The following is a 21,075-nucleotide window of genomic DNA, read 5'->3' as shown; positions in this document are numbered from 1 at the left end:
CACATGACCTTTGGGAAATGGCTGGCCGTGCTTCTGCTGTCTGGCGCGTTGAACGCAATGGCGAACGCGACCATGGCAGCGCAAACGTTGCAGGTGCTGGGGCGTTCGCAGGTCGACGGTTACAGCGTGGTGCTCGACGAGGCCGACAGGGAGTGGTTGCGCGCCAAGGGCACGTTGCTGTTGGGCGCGTCGGCGCCGGATTACCCACCGTTTGGCATCACAGGCACCGGACGAGACTATGAAGGCCTGACCGCCGATTACGCCGCGTTGCTGGCCGAGTTGCTGCACGTGCGCGTTGAGGTCCGTCGCTACGATTCGCGTGCTGATGTGGTTCGGGCAACCCGGCTAGGTGAAGTGGACTTGCTCGGCACGTCCAATGATTTCGAGGCGGCCGACCCTGAGTTGATGATGTCCAGCGCTTACGCCGACGACCAGCCGACGCTGGTGACCCGGGTGGGTGACAACCAGACGCTGACGCCGGACCTGGCGGGCAAGCAGGTGGCGATGCTTTATCACTATCTGCCACCAGACGCCGTCAAGGCGCACTTTCCCAACGCCCGTTTGCAGCTCTACCCCTCGACCTTGAGCGCGATTGGCGCCGTGGCATTCGGTACGGCCGATGTCTACTTGGGCGACTCCATCAGTGCCAATTACCTGATCAACAAGAATTACCTGAACAACGTTCAGCTGGCGGGCTTCCTCGACACGCGGGTGAACGATTTCGCCTTCTCCATGAGACGGGATAACCAGCGTCTGCTGCGGATCGTCAATGCGGCCCTGGCGGTTATTCCGGCCAGCGAACACTTGACCATCCTTCGTCGCTGGAGCGCCGGCGGCGCGAACATGACCGGCCTCCATGCGCTGACGTTCAGTACCGCTGAACAGCGCTGGATGGATCGGCATCCCCACATCAGAGTGGCCATCGATGAGAGTTTCCTGCCCCTGTCCTTCTATGGTCAGGATGGCAAGTTTCGCGGTCTCGGCGCCGATGTCCTGGCGAAGGTGGCGCTGCGCACCGGGTTGAAATTCGACATCCAGCGGCTGCAGACGGTCCCTGAGCTGATCAAGCAGGTCGAGACCGGTCAGGCGGACCTGTTAATCAGCCTGACCCCCAGTGCCGAGCGCGAGAAGTCGCTGCGGTTTACTCGCCCCTACCTCAGCACGCCCTATGTGTTGGTCACCCGCATGGGCACTGGCAGTCCCGCGACGCTGGACGAGATGAACGGCAAACGCGTGGCGGTGATTCGCGGCACACCGGTACGAAGCCTGTTGATGGAGCAGTATCCGGCGATCCAGTTGATCGATGCCGACAACGCCGAGCAGGCCATGACCATGGTCGCCAACGACAAAGCGGATGGCGCGGTCAATGCGCTGATAACTGCGCGCTACATGATTTCCCGTCAGTTTCGCGATCGGTTAAGCATCACCAGCACGGTCGGCACCACCTCGGCCCGCATCGGTTTCGCCATGGCTCGTGATGCAGCCGAGCTGTATTCGATTCTCGACAAGACGCTGCTGAGCATTCCCCCGGAGGAACTCGATGAGCTGTCCAATCGCTGGCGTAGCGAAGTGGTGGTCGATGACAGCTACTGGCTACGTCATCGCGCAGCAATCATTCAGGGCTTTGCATTGGCAGCCGTATTGCTGCTGTTGGCGCTGGGCTGGATTGCTTACCTGCGACAGCTGATCGCCAAGCGTCGACAGGCAGAAGTCGCGCTCAGCGATCAGCTGGAATTCATGCGCGTCTTGATCGACGGTACTCCCCATCCGATTTACGTACGGGATCGTGAAGGTCGGTTGTTGATCTGCAATACGGGCTATCTGGAGGTGTTCGGGATCGAGCGGGATGTCGTCGTGGGCAAGACCGTGATCGAGGGGATGTTCAAAAGCGTGCAAGAGGCCGCGGCCTATCACGAAGACTATTTGCAGGTCATGAAGGACGGCTTGCCTCGGGTACAGGACCGCCAGCTGACGTTGGGCGCAAACGTGCTGACCATCTACCACTGGATGCTGCCGTATCGCGCGAGCAGTGGCGAAGTGAGCGGGTTGATCGGAGGCTGGATTGACATCAGTGAACGTCAACGCCTGGTGCAGGCGCTACATGAAGCCAAGGACGAAGCCGATGATGCCAATCGCGCGAAGACCACGTTCCTCGCGACCATGAGCCATGAAATCCGCACGCCGATGAATGCGGTGATCGGCATGCTTGAGTTGGCGATGAAAAAGGCTGACGAAGGTGTGACGGACCGTTTTGCAATCGAAGTGGCGTCCGGCGCGGCGCGCAGTTTGCTCGATCTGATCGGCGATATTCTTGACGTGTCGCGTATCGAGTCCGGGCATTTGTCCCTGACACCGGAGCGCGCCAACCTGGGCGAATTGGTGACATCGGTGGTGCGTATTTTCGAAGGGCTGGCGCGGCAAAAACAGTTGCGTCTGATACTTGAACTGGACGTCGGGGCCCATCGCGATGTGCTGATCGATCCGCTGCGGTTCAAGCAGATTGTCTCCAACCTGCTGAGCAACGCGATCAAGTTTACCGAGCGAGGCGAGGTCCGGTTGCGGGTCAAGGTTCAGAGCGGGTCGAACGAGCAAGGCCTGACCGTGTGCCTGCAAGTTGCCGACACCGGTATCGGAATCTCCGACGACGATCAGCAACGCTTGTTCAGCCCGTTCACCCAGGCGAGCAACAATCCTCAATCGGCCCGCAGCGGCTCCGGACTGGGACTGGTCATCAGTCGCACGCTGTGCGAGATGATGGGTGGCCAGTTGAACATGTCGAGCGTGGTGGGGCAGGGGACGCAGGTCGACATTGTGCTCGACGTGGCGATTCTGATGACCGCGAGTGAACCCGTGACGTCGCGAGCCGAGCCCGCGACGTCCAGCCGTGTGCTGAACATTCTGGTGGTCGACGATTACCCGGCCAATCGGTTGGTGCTGTCCCAGCAATTGAGTTACCTCGGCCATCGGGTCAGGGATGCTGAAGACGGTGCCCAGGGATTGCGCGCCTGGCGCAGTGAATTCTTCGACGTGGTCATTACCGATTGCAACATGCCGATCATGAGCGGGTATGAGCTGACCCGGACAATCCGTGCCGAAGAGGTCGCGCGCGGCCTGGCACCGGGTCTGATTCTCGGCTTTACCGCCAATGCGCAACCTGAGGAAAAGCAGCGCTGCCAATTGGCGGGAATGGATGACTGCCTGTTCAAGCCAATCAGTCTTGAGGACCTCAGGGGCCGGCTGGCCAGCCTGATCCCGATCAATACCGGTGCGTCCATCGGGCAAGCGTCCTGCGAGCTGTCGGATGAAATCGACCTGAGTGGTCTTCATCAACTGACCCGGGGTGACGATGCGTCGATCAAGCGCCTGCTGGCAGACTTGTCCGCCAGCAACGACGAGGACATGGCGCGGTTGATGCGGCTTTTCACCCAGCATGATGTGCCGGGTCTGGCGAATCTGGCCCATCGGATCAAAGGGGGGGCGCGAATCATCAAGGCTCATGCCTTGATTGACGCCTGCGAATGCCTGGAGACCGCTTGCGAAGGGGTGAACCCTGGGCAACTGACCGAAGCGGTTGACGCGTTGCATCAGGCGATGGAGCGATTGGCCCAACGCTTGGCGTAAGCGCACGGTAACTGAAGAATGTTCACTCCTGTAATTTAGGAAATTTCCTACACGATTTGGGATATTTCCTAAATAACGCCTTCGTTCATTTCCGGATAATCGACGCTCCCTCTCAAGACGAGCCGAGATGTCATGACCCGCCTGCCCCTCCGTGTTCTGGTACTCGAAGACCATAGCTTTCAGCGCTCCGTAGCGGTGAACATGCTTAAGCAAGCTGGCTGTCGCGAGGTCTTCGAGGCCAGCGATGGTGCCCAGGCCCTGGCTGTTTTGCAGCGCGTCGGCCCGGTGGACATTGCCCTGTGCGATCTGCAGATGGAGGGGATGGACGGTTTGGAGTTCTTTCGGCGGCTGGGGGCGTCGGGCCAGGTCAAGTCGATCATCATCAGCAGCTCACTATCGGCGGACCTGCGCCGTGCCGTGCATCAGATCGTTTCCCTGCTGGGTTTGGAATTGCTCGGGGATGTTGGCAAACCCCTGCATCCGCACTTGCTGGAGCAGTTGTTGAACAAGCACCTGGGTAGCCCGACGGTCGAGCCAGCGCCGGTTAGTCCTCTGCAATCGGCCAGCGAAGAGGAGGTCTGCGCCGCGCTGGCAGAAGGTCAGATACAGTCCTGGTATCAGCCAAAATTCAACCTGCACACGGGGCAGGTGTGCGGCGTCGAGGTGCTCAGCCGATGGTTGCATCCGGCTCGTGGTGTGCTGTCACCGGCAGTGTTTTTGCCTATTCTGGAGGGCCGGGGGCTGATGGACTCGCTGCTGTTTACTCAACTGGAGCAGGCGCTGAGTCTGCAGAAAGAAGCGGCAAGTCGGGGCTTTTGTTTGAACATGGCGTTCAATCTGCAGGCCGCGCAATTGGCCAGCAGCGAGCTGACCGCCAGCATTCGCGGCATTCTGGCCAAGCAATCGGCGTATGGCTGCGGACTGACCTTCGAACTGACCGAAAGCGGTTTGCTGGAAGCGCCCGCCACCAGCCTGGAAAATCTGGTGCGGCTGCGCATGATGGGCTGCCGGTTGTCCATTGATGACTTCGGCGCCGGGTTTTCCTCGTTGCAACGCCTGTGTCAGCTTCCCTTCAGCGAGATCAAGCTCGATGCCGAGTTTGTCCGCACGCTGGACCTGGAACCCCGATGCCGGGCGGTCATCAGCAGCACCCTGGCGCTGGGGGAAACCCTCGGCATGTCGGTAGTGATCGAGGGCATCGAGACCGACGCGCAACGCCTGCAATTGATGTCATTGGGATGCACCCAAGGACAGGGCTACTGGTACGCAAAGCCGATGAGTGGCGAAGCGTTGCTCGAATGGCTGCAGTTACACGGCGAATCACCCATGCGTCGTTAATCTCCTACCTATGGCCGGATAAATGGAGGGGCCATTTAGGAAAAATCCTACATAAAGGGCTTGCGGTCATGCGTAGCCTTGCGCCATCTCGAATCTGACACCCTGCTGGGGGCCCACGTTGTCCAACAAAGCCTTACGTATCCTGATTGCTGACGAGCAGCACTTTCAGCGGATGAGAATCGAACGCCTGTTCAATCAACTCAATTACTACCGCATCGCGCCGGTGCATAACCTCGAGGAATTGCTGACGCTGGTCGAATACGGCTGCGAGCCTTTTGATCTGGTCGTGATCAATGCCTCACTGGCCAATGGCGCGCTGAGTCTGCTCGATTTCTTTCGTGACAACCCTCAAGTTCGTCACGCCTTCATCTACGACGCCCAGCGGGCGCAGTTGCCGCCGATCCCGGCGCGCGATCTACAAAAAATCCAGGTCAGCGTGGCGGTATTGCCTGATCTGTCGTCGATCCAGCGATGCATGGCACTCGTAGATCCACGCTTACCGTTCGTCGGGACTGTCAATTCTGTCAGGTAGTTTCGCTGCCTTGCACCTGCCAGACTTTTCGCGCAGCTGTTGCGTTGATCCGGGACCTGCCTAATGGACATCCATTGCACATCGTCATTTATTACAGGGAGGCCCCATGAAGTCAGTGCTGATTGTGGACGATCATCCGGTGGTTCGCGCCGCAGTCAAACTTGTCCTTCGCCAAGAGGGCTTTCAAACCATCCATGAGGCAAGCAGCGGTAACGAAGTCATGCCGATGATTCGTGAACACCAACCGGACCTCATCGTGCTTGATCTTTCAATGCCTTCGCTCGATGGCCTGGAAGTGCTGCGGCGCATCCACGACGGTGCGGAGCGATGCCGGGTGCTGGTCTTTACGTCCCAGGAACCGGCTTTTTTTCAGGACCGCTGCATTCGCGCCGGTGCGTCGGCGTACGTTTCCAAGTCAAACGATTTGCAGCATTTGCACAAAGCCGTGCACGCGGTGATGGCCGGCTACAGCTATTTCGCCCAGTTGCCTACCAATACGGTGGCGTTGAGTGCGTTGCAACGCAGTGAGAAGGAGCGCATCGATCAGCTCTCTGATCGTGAGATGACGATTTTCCTGAATCTGGCTCGAGGGATTACCAACAAGGCGATTGCCGAGGCAATGCACCTGAGTCACAAGACCGTCAGCACCTACAAAACGCGGTTGATTGAAAAACTCAACGTGGATTCACTGGTCCACCTGAGGGATTTCGCCCAGCGCAATCATCTGATCTGAATGAAGACCTTCCTGAGCCGATGCCTGACCGCGTTATTGCTGTTGGGACAGTGTCTCTGGATCACGGTCGCCCAGGCGCAGCCACAAGAACTGACCTTGCTGTGCCGCTCAAGCGTCTCTGGCTATAGCCCCAAGCTGTTGGCAAGCGATGCTCAATGGCTGGGAAAAAAGGGCCGTTTGGTGCTCGCTGTCTCGGCTCCGGATTACCCCCCTTTCGATATCACCACCACCGGTACGGCATTCGAAGGCCTGACGGCAGACTATGCCGGGTTGCTCAAGCAACTGTTGAACGTGGAGATCGAGGTTCAGCGTTACCCTTCCCGCGAAGAAGCGCTGGCAGCCATCAAGCAAGGCACGGCGGACTTGTTGGGAACAGCCAATCGTTTTGAGGCCCAAGACCCGCAATTACTGATGTCCAGCGCCTATGCCGTCGATCAACCGGTACTGGTGACGCAGGCCGGTTCATCTCAACCGCTGGACCCTGAACTGGCCGGCAAACGGCTGGCGATGCTGTATCACTATTTGCCGCGGCAGGACGTGCAGGCTTTCTATCCACAAGCACAGGTCGAGTTATTCCCCTCGACGCTGGGAGGGGTGGGAGCCGTGGCGTTTCGTCAGGCAGATGTGTATCTGGGCGATGCCATCAGTACCCATTATCTGATCAGCAAAAACTACATCAACAACGTACAACTGGCGGATTTTTCGCGCATGGAGTCCGGTCGTTTTGCGTTTGCGATGAGAAGCGACAATGGGCAATTGCAACGCATCGTCAATCGGGCCCTGGCGATGATTCCGATTGATGAGCGATTGAATATCCTGCGTCGCTGGGGCGCTGGCGGACCGAGCATTGCGGGAACTCAACCATTGAATTTCAGCGTGGCCGAGCGGCGCTGGCTCGATGAACATCCACGTTTGAACGTAGCGATCAACGAAAACATCATGCCGATTTCCTTCATCGACGGCGAAGGAACGTTCCGTGGTATCAGTGCAGATGTACTCGCAAAAATCAGTGTGCGCACCGGGCTCAAGTTCGACATCAAGCCTTTGAAGTCGGTGGTCGAAATGATCGACCAGATCAAGTCCGGACAGGTCGACCTGATTGCGGGCATGAGCCCCAGCACTGAGCGCGAAGCCGATCTGCAGTTCACCCGGCCTTTCCTGACCAGCCCTAACGTGCTGGTCGTTCGAGCAGCTCCTTGGAGCCCCTCGACCCTGGACGAAATGGCCGGAAAAACCCTGGCCGTGACCCAAGGCAACAGTACGGCGCAATACCTTCGCCAGCATTATCCGCAGATCAAGCTGATCGCCGCGCCTTTGACGGCACAGGCCATGGAAATGGTCGACCGGGGCGAGGCTCAGGGTGCCATCAATTCGTTGATCGGCGCTCGCTACATGATTTCCCGCCAGTTCCAGGGGCGTCTGAAAGTCACCAGCACCGTGGGCATTGACCCGGCCCGTAGCACCCTGGCGACAGGTCGAGGTTTACCGGAGCTGCATTCCATACTCGACAAGGCCCTGCTGAGTATTTCACCCGAAGAAATCGATGAAATGACCCAATACTGGCGCAACGACCTAATGGTCGAACCCAGCTATTGGCTGCGGCATCGACAGACAATTCTCCAGGCTTTTGCCGCCGCCGGTGCGCTGTTGTTGCTCGCGCTGGCGTGGATCGTCTGGCAGCGTCGTCAGATTCGTCAGCGTCAGGTGCTGCTGCAGCAATTACAGGAAGCCAAGAACGCCGCCGATGATGCCAATCGCGCGAAAACAACCTTTCTGGCGACCATGAGCCATGAAATCCGCACGCCGATGAACGCCATGATCGGCATGCTCGAACTGGCGCTCAAGCAAGCCGAGCGGGGCGTTCCGGACCATTCGGCGATCGAGGTGGCTTCCAGTTCGGCACAGCAGCTTCTGGCGCTGATCGGCGACATCCTGGACATCGCGCGCATCGAGTCCGGGCATCTGTCGCTGGCGCCCGAGCGGGCGAACCTGCGCAAGTTGGTGGAGTCGGTGTGCCGGATTTTCGAAGGGTTGGCACGCCAGAAAAATCTCTATTGGCGCGTGGAGCTGGATGCAGAAAGCGATTGCGATGTGATGATCGATCCCACGCGTTTCAAGCAGGTGCTGTCCAATCTGCTGAGCAACGCGGTGAAGTTCACCGAGGTCGGGGAAGTCAGCCTGACGCTGCGGGTTGAGCCGAAACGGGCCAGCCATCTGGCAGTGAGTGTGCAGATCGACGACAACGGTATTGGCATCAGCGAGTTCGATCAGAAGCGTCTGTTCAGTCCGTTCGTTCAGGCCGGCAATAACCCGCAGTCGGGGCGTCAGGGTTCCGGGTTGGGGTTGGTGATCAGCCGTACCTTGTGCGAGATGATGGGCGGGCGATTGCAGCTCGACAGCGCCCTGGGGCAGGGCACGAAGATCGACGTTCAGCTTGATCTGATGGTATTGCCACCGTTGTCGTTAAGTGAGGTCGACGTGGCTGACGTTGCGCCGTTAAACGTGCGCTCGCTGACGATTCTGGTGGTCGACGATTACCCGGCCAACCGCTTGCTGCTTTCGCGGCAATTAAGCTATCTGGGGCATCACGTGCGGGTGGCCGAGGATGGCGAACAAGGGTTGCTGCAATGGCGTGAACACGAGTTCGATGTGCTGATTACCGACTGCAACATGCCGGTGCTCAGTGGTTACGAACTGGCGGGTGCGATACGCGACGAAGAACGTGCCAATGGTTTGCAGCCCACCCTGATCCTGGGGTTTACCGCCAATGCGCAGCCCGAGGAGAAGGCGCGTTGTCTGGAAGCCGGTATGGATGACTGCCTGTTCAAGCCCATTCGGCTGGCAGACTTGCACCAATGGCTGGCACTGAGGTTCGGTGCAGCGGTTACCGACAGCGGCGCGCCCACCAGTAACGAGATCGACTTGAGTGGACTGGAGCAGTTTGTGGGGGCGGACCGTGATTTGATCGATCAGCTGTTGCGCGATGTGGCCGTGACCAATCGCAGTGACCGGGAAGAACTGCTCCAGGCCCATGCCCGTGGCGATCATCACGCCTTGCAAGTGCTGTCGCACCGGATCAAGGGCGGGGCTTTGATGGTTCGGGCGGGCAGTCTGGTCGAGTGTTGCGAGCGTCTTGAACGTGCCTGCGACGAGGGCGATAAGGCACTGATCGACGCATCCGTCGATCAGTTGCAACAGGCCATGGCGCGACTTGAGCTTAGCCTCGAGCAGGATTGACGCTTAGTCCCACTGCGGCGCAATGCCCTCGGGACTGGTCAGCCGGTGGCCGCGATCCAGTCCGGCAATCAGTGCCATGTCGGCGTTGCTCAGGGTCAGGTTGCAGGCTTGCAGGTTGCTTTCCAGGTTGGCGCGCTTGGTCGACGAGGGAATGACCGCGTAACCCAGCTGCATCGCCCAGGCCAGGGTAACTTGTGCCGGCGTTGCCTGCAGGCGTTCGGCGATTTGCTGGATGACCGGGTCCTTGAGGACTTCCCCGTAGGCCAGGGTCATGTACGAAGTAATCCCGATCCCCTGGCTTTTCGCAAACTCGGCGACGGTGCGGTTTTGCAGGTACGGATGGAGTTCGATCTGGTGGGTGGCGATGTTTTCGGCACCGATTGCGGCAATGGCTTGTTTCATCAGGTCGACGGTGAAGTTGGAAACGCCGATCTGTCGGGTGAGGCCAAGGTGTTTGGCTTCGAGCAAAGCACCCATGAATTCTTCGACAGGCACCTGGTTCTCAGGCGACGGCCAATGGATCAGCGTCAGGTCCAGATAGTCGGTCTGCAATTTGCTCAGGCTCTCTTTGAGGCTGTCGATCAGACGATCTTTGGCAAAGTTTGCGACCCAGATCTTGCTGGTGATGAACAGGTCTTCCCGGGCAATGCCGCTGGCCGCGATGGCCTCGCCGACCTCGGCTTCGTTTTCGTAGATTTGCGCGGTATCGATTGCCCGATAACCCAGTTCCAGACCGGTGCTCACGGAGTTGATGACCACCTGACCTTGCAGGCGAAACGTACCAAGACCGAATGCGGGAATAGACATCAAATGACTCCAGGGTTGCAGTGGGTATGGGCACCAGTATCCGTGTGTGCATCCTTGGGAAAAACCGCTGGTGGGACAAAGCAGAATTGACTGCAAGTCATGAATCAAAAGATCGCAGCCTTGAAAGATCGCAGCCTCGTTTCACTCGACAGCTCCTACAGGGGGGCGTGTTTCATAGGGACCTTGTAGGAGCTGTCGAGTGAAACGAGGCTGCGATCTTTTGATCCTAAACCCTACCCCCGCCCCTCAAGAATCATGCAAGTCGTCGTCCCCCCCGTCGCCGAAACAAAATCTAGGCAATGTCGGCGTGGCTGAATTCCTCACCCAAAAAGTCGATCAACGCCCTCACCGAAGGCAACAGCCCGCGACGTGAGGGGAAGATCGCATGGACGATCCCGCATTTCGGCGCCCATCCCGGCACCAACTCCACCAATCGGCCGGCGGCGATGTCCTCACGCACCACCACGGTCGGCAGATGCGCGATGCCGATCCCCTCAAGCACCGCGTGGCGCAGGGCTAACAGGTCATCGGTCACCATGCGCGGCGAGTGGCGGATCACCGCGCTGGCACCGTTTGCGCCCAGGAGCTCCCACTGATATTCCCGTTGCGCCGCGCCCCAATGCAGGCTGGGCAGACCGCTAAGGTCGGCCGGGGAGGCCGGCGTCGACAAGCGCTCGACAAATGCCGGACTGCCCACCAGGCATTGGGTGCTGTTGGCCAACACCTTCATGACCATGTCGGTGTTTTCCAGCGGCGGAAAACGCACGCGCAGGGCGATGTCGAAACCTTCGTGAATCAGGTCGACCCGACGGTTGGTGCTCTCGATGAACAACTCCACCAGCGGGTACTTGAGCATGTATCGGCTCAGCATCGGTCCGACCCAGGAATTGAGCAGCGCCGTCGGGCAGCTGATGCGCACCAGGCCCTGGGGTTCGGAGCGATTGCGTTCGATCAGTTCGGCAGCACTTTCCGCTTCCACCCGCATGGCCAGGCAACGCTGGTAATAAGCCTGGCCGATCTCGGTCAGCGAACACTGGCGGCTGGTGCGATGGAGCAGGCGTACACCCAGGCGTTCCTCCAGCTCGGCGATGCGCCGGCTGAGCTTGGATTTGGGCATGTCCAGCGCGCGTCCGGCCGCGGCGAAACCGCCGTGTTCGACCACCTGGGTGAAGTAGTAGAGGGTGTTGAGGTCTTCCACCATCGTTCTCCAAATAGAACGCTACGAGTGATTTTTGCAGTCTAGCGCACCAAAGGGTTCAGTTTTAAGCTTTGTCCATCGCGTCAAACCACATTTTCGGAGGCACCATGAAAAACATCATTGGTATCTACACCAGTCCACGCAGCCATTGGGTCGGCGACGGCTTTCCGGTTCGTACGCTGTTTTCCTACGACAACCTGGGCAAACACATCAGCCCGTTTCTGCTGCTCGATCACGCCGGTCCCGCTGAATTCACCCCGACCACGGCACGTCGTGGCGTTGGTCAGCATCCACACCGCGGGTTCGAAACGGTGACTATCGTTTACAAGGGCGAAGTGGAGCATCGCGACTCCACCGGCAGCGGCGGCAAGATTGGTCCGGGTGATGTGCAATGGATGACCGCCGCGTCGGGGATCCTGCACGAAGAGTTTCACTCTGAAGCCTTCGCCAAAAGCGGCGGCACCCTGGAAATGGTGCAGCTGTGGGTCAACCTCCCGGCCAAGGACAAAATGGCCGACGCCGGTTACCAGACGATTCTGGACGGCGACATCCCGAGCATCCCGCTCAAGGACAACGCCGGCAGCCTGCGCTTGATCGCCGGCGAGTTCGACGGTCACACCGGTCCATCGCGTACGTTCACCCCGATAGACGTCTGGGACCTGCGACTTAACGGCGGCAAGCTGTTGACGCTGGATCTGCACGAAGGCCGTAACACTGCGCTCGTAGTCTTGCGTGGCACGGTGCAGGTCAACGGCGTGGAATTGGTCCGCGAAGGGCAACTGGCGTTGTTCGAACGCGATGGCCATCAGCTTACTTTGGAAGCCAACAATGATGCCGTGGTGTTGCTGCTCAGCGGCGAACCGATCGACGAGCCGATCGTCGGCCACGGCCCGTTCGTGATGAACAGCGAGCAAGAGATCCAGCAGGCGTTCACCGACTTCCAGTCCGGTCGCTTTGGCCGGATGAGCGGTTGAATGGATTGCAGTAACGCAGTGGTGTAGCGGGCCTGGATAACTACGCTTGTCAGGCCCCGATTAAACGAGAAAACGAAAACCTTTCCGCCGGCCTGGTCGGCATCGATAAAATAGCGAGGATTACCCCATGACTACTTCTTACAAACGTCTCGACAAGGATAACGCCGCCGTTCTGTTGGTCGATCACCAGGCGGGCCTGCTGTCGCTGGTGCGCGACATCGAACCGGATCGTTTCAAAAACAACGTGCTGGCGCTGGCCGACCTGGCCAAGTACTTCAAGCTGCCAACCATCCTGACCACCAGCTTCGAAACCGGGCCGAACGGTCCGCTGGTGCCTGAGCTCAAGGCCTTGTTTCCCGATGCGCCGTACATTGCCCGTCCTGGCCAGATCAACGCCTGGGACAACGAAGACTTCGTCAAGGCGATCAAGGCCACCGGCAAGAAACAGCTGATCATCGCGGGCGTCGTGACAGAAGTCTGCGTGGCATTCCCGGCGCTGTCGGCTCTGGCTGAGGGTTTCGATGTGTTTGTGGTGACCGATGCCTCCGGCACGTTCAACGAACTGACCCGTCAATCCGCCTGGGACCGCATGTCGTCCTCTGGCGCGCAGTTGATGACCTGGTTCGGCCTGGCCTGTGAGTTGCATCGCGACTGGCGCAACGATGTGGAAGGCCTGGGCACGTTGTTCTCCAACCACATTCCGGACTACCGCAACCTGTTCACCAGCTACAACGCGCTGACTAACAGCAAGTAAGCTAAACGCGTATCGCCCCTTGTAGGAGCTGCCGAAGGCTGCGATCTTTTGATCTTTCTGGATCGCCAAAAGATCGCAGGCTTCGCCAGCTCCTACAATGCGTGCGATGTTTGCGTCAATGAGCCCTTGCTGGGAGCCGCTGGATGCTGTCATTGCTCGCCGATCATCCGTTGCTCTGCGCGCTGGTCCTGATCCTCATCGATCTGGGGCTTTGGCGTCTGATCAGTGCCAACGGCAGCAACTGGAAGCTGCTCGTGCGGCTGGTGATTTTTTCGCTGTTCAGCTTCCTGTTGTTCAATGAAGGCCTGAACCCGCTGGAGCCGGCGCCCTGGGCCGACAACGTGCCGCTGCACCTGGCCGCGACCGGTTTGCAGATTGGCTGGTGGCTGTTCGCCGCACGGACCCTGACGGTGCTGATCGGCGCGGTGATGATGCAGCGAGTCGGCCATACCGGGCGCCTGCTGCAAGACCTGCTGGGCGCAGTCATCTTCCTCATCGCCATTATTGCCGCCCTGGCCTACGTGCTCGACCTGCCGGTCAAAGGCGTTTTGGCGACCTCCGGCGCGTTGGCGATCATCGTCGGCCTGGCGTTGCAAAGCACCTTGAGCGATGTGTTCTCCGGGATCGTCCTGAATACGACCAAGCCTTATCAGCTGGATGACTGGATCTCCATCGACGGCACCGAAGGCCGTGTCACCGACATCGACTGGCGCGCCACGCGCCTGCAAACGGCCCAGGGCAGCATGGCGGTGATTCCCAACTCGCTGGCGGCCAAAGCCAAGATCATCAACTTCAGCCGACCGAGCGACATTTTCGGCGTCTCCATCAGCCTGCAACTCAGCGCTCACGCGCGGCCACAAACGGTGATCGATGCGCTGGAGAGGGCGATGCAGGGTTGCCGTTATCTGTTGATAAAACCGGCGCCCTGTGTGGCCTTGAAAGGCTCCAGCCCCACCGGTGTGGAGTACGAAATCAGCGGGTTCGTGGCCTCGATGGATCAGAAACGCATGGTGCGTAATCTGTTGTTTGACCTGGCGTACCGGCATTTGCAGGCGTCCGGTGTGAGTCTGTTGTCGAACGTCGAATCCAATGCGCCTGCCGGCCTGTCACGGCCACTGGCGCTGCTGGAAAGCTCGACCATCTTCTCCACCTTACGCCAGGAAGAGAAAGAGACTTTCAGCCAGCACATGACCCTGCAAAGCTTTCGCGCTGGCGAAATGATTCTGCCGGCGGGGGAGGTCAGCGATCATTTGTTCATCATTGAGTCCGGTGTGGTGTCGGTGGAATTGAGTCGCGCCGGGGTCAAGTTCGAGTCCGGGCGCATGGGGCCGGGCGAGGTGATTGGCGAGGGCGGGATTCTGTCGGATACGGCAATGCCGGCGGACTTCAGCGCCAAGACTTCCTGCAGTTTGTACCGGATCGAAAAGGACTACCTGAAACCCTGCCTGGACGCGCGACACGACATCGGCGAAGCGATGAAGGCGTTGCTGGATTTCCGCTTGAACAAAGCGCAAACCCTGACCCAGGAAGCGCCGAAGGTGGTGGCGAAGAAGGGGTTTTTGCAGTGGTTGCGGGGGCGTGGTCAGGGGTAGGGAATTGCGTTGGCGGTGCCAGCCTCATCGTCGGAACGCCGCCCGGAGCAAGCCCGTTCCCTGTAGGAGCTGTCGAGTGAAACGAGGCTGCGATCTTTTGATCTTGATTTGATTGCAAAGATAAAGATCAAAGGATCGCAGCCTCGTTTCACTCGACAGCTCCTACAGGAAACGGGCTAGCCTTGCGAAGACGTCAGTGAATTGACCACATAAAAAGGATCAGAACTCCAAAGCCGCTAACCACCCCCCAGTGGCCTACCCAACTTCTGAAAGATTGGCTATTTGTCAGCAGCACAGACAGGACTACTTTAGCTCCACACCCACCTGCACCCGGAGCCTGACATGAAACCTCGCATCGACTTCTACACCGCTTCCCCTGACGCGCTCAAAGCCATGATCGCGCTGGAAACCGCCGTCTCCAAACTGCCGCTGGAAAAAAACCTGATCGAACTGGTCAAACTGCGCACTTCGCAAATCAACGGCTGCGCCTTCTGCCTTGATATGCACAGCGCCGATGCCCGCAAGGGCGGTGAGGCCGAGCGTCGTCTGTACACCTTGTCGGCCTGGCGCGAAACGCCGTTCTTCACCCCCCGTGAACGCGCGGCCCTGGCCTGGACCGAGTCCCTGACCCTGCTGAGCCAGACCCACGCACCGGACGAAGACTATGAGCTGCTGGCGGCTGAATTCAGCCCGAAGGAAATGGTCGACCTGACCGTGGCGATCACCACCATCAACAGCTGGAATCGCCTGGCGGTTGGCTTTCGCAAAATGCCTCAAGACTGATCAGTGAGCATCCGCTGATGGCGCGGCCGGTGGTTGCACCTTGCGCATCAAGGGCACCATCGCCGTGGCAATGATGAAGCAGACCATGATCATCAGAAACGCATCGCCGTAGGTTTGCGTCTGCGCTTCGCGGTAGGTCAGTAGCCACAACTGGTGCAGGCTGGCCGTCACACTGGTGTCGCCACTCTGGCCCAGAGTAGCGAAGTTGTTGCCGACCTGAGACAGCCACTGGTTCAACGCTTCGTTGGTGCTGTTGAGATTTTCCGCCAACCGCGTGAAATGCAGGTTGGTGCGATCGTTGAGGATGGTCGCGCAAGCGGCAATACCGATGGCGCCGCCCAGGTTTCGCATCAGATTGAACAAGCCCGAAGCATGTTTGAGTCGCGCCGGTGCCAGGCCACCGAGGGTCAGCGTGACGGCGGGCGGTACGGCCAGTTGCTGGGCGATCCCGCGCAGTGCTTGCGGCAACATCAATTCCTTGCCGCCCCAGTCATGGGTGATCGGGCTGAAATCCCACATCGACAACGCGAACAGCCCAAGGCCGGTCATCATGATCCAGCGCAAATCCACGCGGTTGGCCAGAAAGGCGTACAGCGGAATCGCCATGATCTGGAACACCCCGGTGGAGAAAACCGCCAGACCAATGTCCAACGCCCCGTAGCCACGCACTCGGCCGAGGAACAGCGGTGTGAGGTAGATGGTGGCAAACAGGCCGATGCCGGTGACGAATGAAAAGAAGCAGCCGAGAGCAAAGTTACGATCCTTCAGGGCGCGCAAATCGACAATAGGATTGGCCACATGCAAGGTACGTCCAATGAACGCTAGGCCGGTCAGGCCGCTGATCCAGGCGGTGGCGAGGATGGTGCTGTCGCTGAACCAGTTCCAGCGGGGACCTTCTTCGAGGGTGTATTCAAGACAGCCGAGAAACAGCGCCAGGAACACCATGCTCAGGTAGTCGGCGCCCTTGAGCAGCGATAGTTCCGGCTGGTCGATCTTCACCAGCATCGGCACCGCCACGGCGACGAAAATGCCCGGCACAAGGTTGATGTAGAACAACCAGTGCCAGGAGGAAACGTCCGTGATGAACCCACCGATCACGGGCCCCAAAGTAGGCGCCAGAGAAGCCACCGCACCGATCGTCGCCGCCGCGATCACCCGTTGTTTGCCGGTGAAGAAAAAAAACGCAGTGGTGAACACCAAAGGAATCATCGAGCCGCCGAGAAACCCTTGCAGGGCACGAAAAGCGATCATGCTCTGGATGTTCCACGCGGCGCCGCACAGCAGACTGGCCAGGGTAAAACCCACCGCCGAGGCGCAGAACAACCAGCGGGTCGAGAACACTCGGGATAGCCAGCCGGACAACGGTATCACAATGATCTCGGCGATCAGGTAGCTGGTCTGCACCCAGGCCGTTTCGTCGGTGCCGGCCGAGAGCCCGCCGCCAATGTCACGCAACGAAGCGGAGACGATCTGGATATCCAGCAGCGCAATGAACATGCCGATGCACATGCTGGCGAAGGCGAAGACCTTGGTTGCCGTGGCCATGTCGGCGGCGTTGAACGGCTGCGCCGGGGCGGTGAGGGCGCGGCTCATGGTGCGCTGGCTACGGCTGGGGTTTCGGTCTCCTCGCGAGTGTCCACTTCTGCCGTGACCGACAGGCCGGGACGCAGGTGACCCAGCACGCCATCCGCGGGGTCCAGCAGGATGCGCACAGGCACCCGTTGCACGATCTTGGTGAAGTTTCCGGTGGCGTTTTCTGGTGGCAGCACGCTGAACTGGGAACCACTCGCCGGTGCGAGGCTGTCCAGATGCCCATGGAATTCGCGGCCCGACAGCACGTCTGCATGAATGATCACCCGCTGGCCGGGGATCATGCGCGCCAGTTGATCCTCTTTGAAATTGGCATCCACCCACAGCCCGCTCGATGGCACCACCGACAACAGTTGCGAACCGGCCTGAGCGTAAGCACCCACCCGCGCCCGACGATTGCCGACGACGCCGTCCACCGGGGCTTTCAATTCGGTGTAGCCCACGTTCAATTGCGCCAGATCGCGTTCGGCCCGGGCTTGTATCAGGGCCGCACGCGCTTGCTGTTTCTGGGTTTCAATCACGTTCAACTGACGTTGTGCGGCCAGCAATTCGGCTTGGGCCCGAGCGCTGAGGGCTTGCGCAGTTTTGAACGTGGCGTCGACGCGCTGGGCGCTTTCTACCGACACCGCGTTGCTGCCGACCAGCCGTTTGTAGCGAACGTTGTCATCCCTCGAACGGGAGGCTTCGGCGTTGGTGGCGTCGATACCGGCGCGGGCCTGGCCGATAACCGCGTGTTGCAGTTGTTCGGTGGCATCAAGGTTGGCGAGCAGGGCTTCTTCGGCAGCGACCGCGCCTTCGGCTTTGGCCAGGTTGGCGCGGTAGTCGCGAGAGTCGAGGCGAATCAGCACGTCGCCGGCCTTGACCTTCTGGTTGTCCGTGACCAGCACTTCGTCGATATACCCCGCGACTTTTGGCCCGATCACCGTTACGTCACCGCCGATATAGGCATCGTCGGTTTCTTCGATGAAGCGTCCGGCGGTCCACCAATGGGCTGCATAAAAGCCCGCGAACACCAGGGCTGCGACGGCAGCGGTCAGCAGTAACAGGCGTTTGAACAGGGGAGGCCTGGATTTCACCGGGACGGCGAGCTCGGGTTCAAGGCTGGGCATGCTGGTCATGGTGGGTTTACCTATGGGGTGCGGTATTTATTACGTATATAATATGACGCAGGTAATATTTTGTGGCAATTGGTTTTTGATGCCGATCGTCAGGTTGGAGTTGGGATGCGTGCGTTGCGCTGTAAATGAGGAGCGAAGCTTGTTCGCGATGGCGGTCTCACAACCGATGTATTACTCGGAAATACCCGGATCAAACTGTGGGAGCTGGCCTGCCGGCGATGGCGGCCTGATCGGCGGTGAGACTCTTGCGGGTGTACATTTCCATTACCTCAGTTAACGGCCTAATACGGCAATGCAGGTTCTTGAGAGTTTTGCGCTCGGCGAGGGTGTTCACAGTGAGCTGGCGCGGGTGTTGGTGACTTCGCTTCGCGATGGCGGTGATTTGATGGATGTCGTCGGGCGACGATTGCAGGGGCGGGTTTGAGCTTGGAAAGATGGTTGGCTTTCGGGGCGATGTAAGACAGTCAGGCCATGAGATCACCTGTAGCAACTGACGTCCGCTGAGGCGAGGGAGTTCATCGGAATGCCGCACCACCCCGTTGGGTTGCGAAGTGATCCCTGGATTGCCTGCCAGCGCTACGCACTGGAACGGGGATAAATCCCCTCGCCACAGCGGACGTCAGTTGCTTCAGGTGAGCCGGGGCCTTTTTCAATTCGTCCCCGGCCAATCCTCAAACCCGCTCAAAAATCGCCGCAATCCCCTGACCCCCACCAATGCACATCGTCACCAACGCATACCGCCCGTTGGTACGGTGCAGTTCATGAATCGCCTTGGTCGCAATGATCGCCCCCGTCGCGCCCACCGGGTGACCCAGGGCAATGCCCGAACCGTTCGGGTTGACCTTGGCCGGGTCGAGGTCCAGCTCCTGGCTGACCGCGCACGCTTGTGCCGCGAAGGCGATGTTGGCTTCAACGACATCCATATCCTGCACGGTCAATCCGGCGCGCTTGAGGGCCAGGCGCGTGGCGGGGATAGGTCCCAGGCCCATCAGTTCCGGCTCTACACCGGCGTGGGCATAACTGACCAGTCGGGCCAGAGGACGCAGATTGCCGCGCTTGACCGCATCGCCCGTGGCCATGACCAGCGCCGCAGCACCGTCGTTCAAGCCCGATGCGTTACCGGCCGTCACCGAACCGTCCTTCTTGAACGCCGGCTTCATCTGCGCAAGCTGTTCCAGGGAAGTGGCGCGAGGATGTTCATCGACGTTGAACAGCTTCGTTTCCTTGCGGCTTTGAATTTCCACCGCGGCGATTTGCTCGCTGAAATAGCCGTTGGCGATGGCGAACGCGGCGCGCTTTTGATCTTCAAAGGCGAGGGCGTCCTGCATTTCGCGGGTGATGCCGTTGCGTGCGGCCACGTTCTCGGCGGTGATGCCCATGTGAATGCCATGGAACGGGTCATGCAGGATGCCCAGCATGTAGTCGACAGCCTGGACGTTGCCCATGCGCGAACCCCAGCGGGCGGAGGGCAGCAGGTACGGCCCGCGGCTCATGGATTCGGCGCCGGCACCGATGGCGATGTCGGCGTCGCCGAGCAGCAAGGTCTGGGCCGCGCTGATGATGGCTTGCAGGCCGGAACCGCACAGGCGGTTGACGTTGTAGGCCGGTGTCTCTTTCGGGATGCCGGCGTTCATGGCTGCGACCCGGGAAATGTAGGCGTCACGGGTTTCGGTGGGGATCACGTTGCCCATCACCAGGTGGCCGACTTGCGCCGGGTCCACGCCAGAGCGTTCCAGGGCCGCCTTGACGGCAGTGGTTGCCAGATCGGCCGGCGGGACGTCCTTGAGGGCGCCACCAAAGGTGCCAATGGCGGTACGAGCGGCGCTGACTACAAAAACTTCTGGGGTGTTCATGACGGTGTTCCTTTTGACGGGTTCTTTTCGGTACTGCGATTGAGGAGGGCGTTCAGCGCCGTTTGCGCTTCCTGGGTGTTCAGGCGTTCGATGAACATCAGGTTTTCCTGGCGAATCGTGGCTTGCAGTTCGGCCATCGACGCCTGCTTGAGCAATTGCCGGGTCTGGCGCAGGGCACCCTGGGGCAACGTCAGCAGTCGCTGGGCCATGTGCTGCGCGGCAGCGAGGCACTGCGGTCCATCGTCGAACAGTTCGTTGGCCAGGCCCCACGCGACGGCACTGGCGCCGTCGAGGGTTTCTCCCAGCAGGAGCAAACGCGCAGCGCGGGCATGGCCGAGCTGACGTGGCATCAGCAGGCTCGCACCGAACTCAGGGCACAGACCCAGGTTGACGAACGGCACACGCAGCCGGGCATTGCGGCTGACCAGCACCTGATCGCAATGCAGCAGCAGGGTGGTGCCGATACCGATGGCCGCCCCGCACACTGCCGCGATCAATGGCGTTTGCAGGTGCGTGACGACTTTCATCAGGCGAAAGGCCGGGCTGTCGAGATGAGTGGGGGGATGCTGCAGGAAATCCGCCAGGTCATTCCCGGCGGTAAAACACGTCGCGCCACCGGTAAAAATGATGACGCCGACACTCTCGTCTTCATCCGCGGCCAACAAGCGGTCGGCCAGCTGCGTGTACATCGCGTTGTTCAGCGCGTTCAGCTTGTCGAGGCGGTCAAAGGTGAGCGTCAGTACGCCCGCGCTTTGTTCCTGTTTGATCAGATCGTTCATGGGCAGCTCTGGTTGATCGGTGCATCGGTCACTCTAAGCGCGGGGCTGTGCCGGATCTATGACGAAACCGTTCAACGAATCTGCTTCTTTTTGCCATGTTGCATCGCCACGATCCGGTTCACACACCCATTCGGGGTATGGTGCGGTGCGCTGAATCGCTCGATAG

General features: G+C 59.7%; 15 protein-coding genes. 9 read left to right on the top strand and 6 right to left on the bottom strand.

The window, feature by feature from the left end; genetic code table 11:
* The first annotated feature begins 3 nt into the window (after nt 1–3).
* The 5 genes from ACA063_RS20620 to ACA063_RS20600 all read left to right on the top strand — a co-directional run bounded on the left by ACA063_RS20620 (nt 4) and on the right by ACA063_RS20600 (nt 9,461).
* Nucleotides 4–3,621, top strand: coding sequence for a transporter substrate-binding domain-containing protein (locus ACA063_RS20620; protein WP_497663161.1), 3,618 nt, complete (start codon nt 4–6; stop codon nt 3,619–3,621).
* A 132-nt stretch (nt 3,622–3,753) separates the two neighbouring features.
* Nucleotides 3,754–4,959, top strand: coding sequence for an EAL domain-containing response regulator (locus ACA063_RS20615; protein WP_497663160.1), 1,206 nt, complete (start codon nt 3,754–3,756; stop codon nt 4,957–4,959).
* Between the two features lie 118 nt (nt 4,960–5,077).
* The gene (locus ACA063_RS20610) at nt 5,078–5,491 is read left to right on the top strand and encodes a response regulator (RefSeq protein ID WP_497663159.1); all 414 of its coding nucleotides are present in this window, start codon (nt 5,078–5,080) and stop codon (nt 5,489–5,491) included.
* 106 nt (nt 5,492–5,597) lie between these two features.
* Nucleotides 5,598–6,224 (top strand): response regulator, encoded by a 627-nt coding sequence (locus tag ACA063_RS20605; protein ID WP_497663158.1) that lies wholly within the window; start codon nt 5,598–5,600, stop codon nt 6,222–6,224.
* Nucleotides 6,225–9,461: a transporter substrate-binding domain-containing protein gene (locus ACA063_RS20600; protein WP_497663157.1), complete on the top strand. Its 3,237-nt coding sequence runs from the start codon at nt 6,225–6,227 to the stop codon at nt 9,459–9,461. It begins immediately after the preceding gene.
* 3 nt (nt 9,462–9,464) lie between these two features.
* Here the strand turns inward: ACA063_RS20600 and dkgB are convergent, their stop codons facing one another.
* Nucleotides 9,465–10,268 carry a 2,5-didehydrogluconate reductase DkgB gene (dkgB, locus tag ACA063_RS20595; protein WP_497663156.1) on the bottom strand — a complete coding sequence of 268 codons (804 nt, stop codon included), beginning with the start codon at nt 10,266–10,268 and terminating at the stop codon, nt 9,465–9,467.
* A 292-nt stretch (nt 10,269–10,560) separates the two neighbouring features.
* Nucleotides 10,561–11,469, bottom strand: a complete 909-nt coding sequence (locus ACA063_RS20590) for a LysR family transcriptional regulator (protein ID WP_497663155.1) — start codon at nt 11,467–11,469, stop codon at nt 10,561–10,563.
* 104 nt (nt 11,470–11,573) lie between these two features.
* Between ACA063_RS20590 and ACA063_RS20585 the strand changes: the two genes are divergently transcribed.
* The 4 genes from ACA063_RS20585 (at nt 11,574) to ACA063_RS20570 (ending at nt 15,569) form a co-directional block, all read left to right on the top strand.
* On the top strand, nt 11,574–12,440 hold the full coding sequence (locus ACA063_RS20585; protein ID WP_497663154.1) for a pirin family protein: 867 nt from the start codon (nt 11,574–11,576) through the stop codon (nt 12,438–12,440).
* A gap of 127 nt (nt 12,441–12,567) precedes the next feature.
* On the top strand, nt 12,568–13,194 hold the full coding sequence (gene ycaC / locus ACA063_RS20580; protein WP_138968269.1) for an isochorismate family cysteine hydrolase YcaC: 627 nt from the start codon (nt 12,568–12,570) through the stop codon (nt 13,192–13,194).
* 143 nt (nt 13,195–13,337) lie between these two features.
* On the top strand, nt 13,338–14,786 hold the full coding sequence (locus ACA063_RS20575; RefSeq protein WP_497663153.1) for a mechanosensitive ion channel domain-containing protein: 1,449 nt from the start codon (nt 13,338–13,340) through the stop codon (nt 14,784–14,786).
* Between the two features lie 342 nt (nt 14,787–15,128).
* Entirely contained in the window at nt 15,129–15,569 is a 441-nt protein-coding gene (locus tag ACA063_RS20570; protein ID WP_497663152.1) for a carboxymuconolactone decarboxylase family protein, read from the top strand.
* Here the strand turns inward: ACA063_RS20570 and ACA063_RS20565 are convergent, their stop codons facing one another.
* The 4 genes from ACA063_RS20565 to ACA063_RS20550 form a co-directional block, all read right to left on the bottom strand.
* Nucleotides 15,570–17,162: a DHA2 family efflux MFS transporter permease subunit gene (locus ACA063_RS20565; RefSeq protein WP_497663151.1), complete on the bottom strand. Its 1,593-nt coding sequence runs from the start codon at nt 17,160–17,162 to the stop codon at nt 15,570–15,572. It lies immediately after the preceding gene.
* Entirely contained in the window at nt 17,159–18,277 is a 1,119-nt protein-coding gene (locus ACA063_RS20560; protein WP_497663150.1) for an HlyD family secretion protein, read from the bottom strand. The genes ACA063_RS20565 and ACA063_RS20560 overlap by 4 nt, the downstream gene beginning before the upstream one ends.
* 671 nt (nt 18,278–18,948) lie before the next feature.
* Nucleotides 18,949–20,130 carry an acetyl-CoA C-acyltransferase family protein gene (locus ACA063_RS20555; RefSeq protein ID WP_497663149.1) on the bottom strand — a complete coding sequence of 394 codons (1,182 nt, stop codon included), beginning with the start codon at nt 20,128–20,130 and terminating at the stop codon, nt 18,949–18,951.
* Complete coding sequence (locus tag ACA063_RS20550; protein ID WP_497663148.1) at nt 20,127–20,909, bottom strand: enoyl-CoA hydratase-related protein; 783 nt, start codon at nt 20,907–20,909, stop codon at nt 20,127–20,129. The genes ACA063_RS20555 and ACA063_RS20550 overlap by 4 nt, the downstream gene beginning before the upstream one ends.
* Nucleotides 20,910–21,075: the final 166 nt, after the last annotated feature.

This window comes from Pseudomonas sp. LBUM1643, assembly GCF_059716215.1.
The sequence above is the reverse complement of the archived record's forward strand: the minus strand, read 5'-3'. Positions and strand labels throughout refer to the sequence as shown.

Coding starts and splice junctions, on each gene's coding strand:
- ACA063_RS20620 (WP_497663161.1), top strand. CDS start 4: ATGACCTTTGGGAAATGGCTGGCCGTGCTTCTGCTGTCTGGCGCGTTG.
- ACA063_RS20615 (WP_497663160.1), top strand. CDS start 3,754: ATGACCCGCCTGCCCCTCCGTGTTCTGGTACTCGAAGACCATAGCTTT.
- ACA063_RS20605 (WP_497663158.1), top strand. CDS start 5,598: ATGAAGTCAGTGCTGATTGTGGACGATCATCCGGTGGTTCGCGCCGCA.
- ACA063_RS20600 (WP_497663157.1), top strand. CDS start 6,225: ATGAAGACCTTCCTGAGCCGATGCCTGACCGCGTTATTGCTGTTGGGA.
- dkgB (WP_497663156.1), bottom strand. CDS start 10,268: ATGTCTATTCCCGCATTCGGTCTTGGTACGTTTCGCCTGCAAGGTCAG.
- ACA063_RS20590 (WP_497663155.1), bottom strand. CDS start 11,469: ATGGTGGAAGACCTCAACACCCTCTACTACTTCACCCAGGTGGTCGAA.
- ACA063_RS20585 (WP_497663154.1), top strand. CDS start 11,574: ATGAAAAACATCATTGGTATCTACACCAGTCCACGCAGCCATTGGGTC.
- ycaC (WP_138968269.1), top strand. CDS start 12,568: ATGACTACTTCTTACAAACGTCTCGACAAGGATAACGCCGCCGTTCTG.
- ACA063_RS20575 (WP_497663153.1), top strand. CDS start 13,338: ATGCTGTCATTGCTCGCCGATCATCCGTTGCTCTGCGCGCTGGTCCTG.
- ACA063_RS20570 (WP_497663152.1), top strand. CDS start 15,129: ATGAAACCTCGCATCGACTTCTACACCGCTTCCCCTGACGCGCTCAAA.
- ACA063_RS20565 (WP_497663151.1), bottom strand. CDS start 17,162: ATGAGCCGCGCCCTCACCGCCCCGGCGCAGCCGTTCAACGCCGCCGAC.
- ACA063_RS20560 (WP_497663150.1), bottom strand. CDS start 18,277: ATGACCAGCATGCCCAGCCTTGAACCCGAGCTCGCCGTCCCGGTGAAA.
- ACA063_RS20555 (WP_497663149.1), bottom strand. CDS start 20,130: ATGAACACCCCAGAAGTTTTTGTAGTCAGCGCCGCTCGTACCGCCATT.
- ACA063_RS20550 (WP_497663148.1), bottom strand. CDS start 20,909: ATGAACGATCTGATCAAACAGGAACAAAGCGCGGGCGTACTGACGCTC.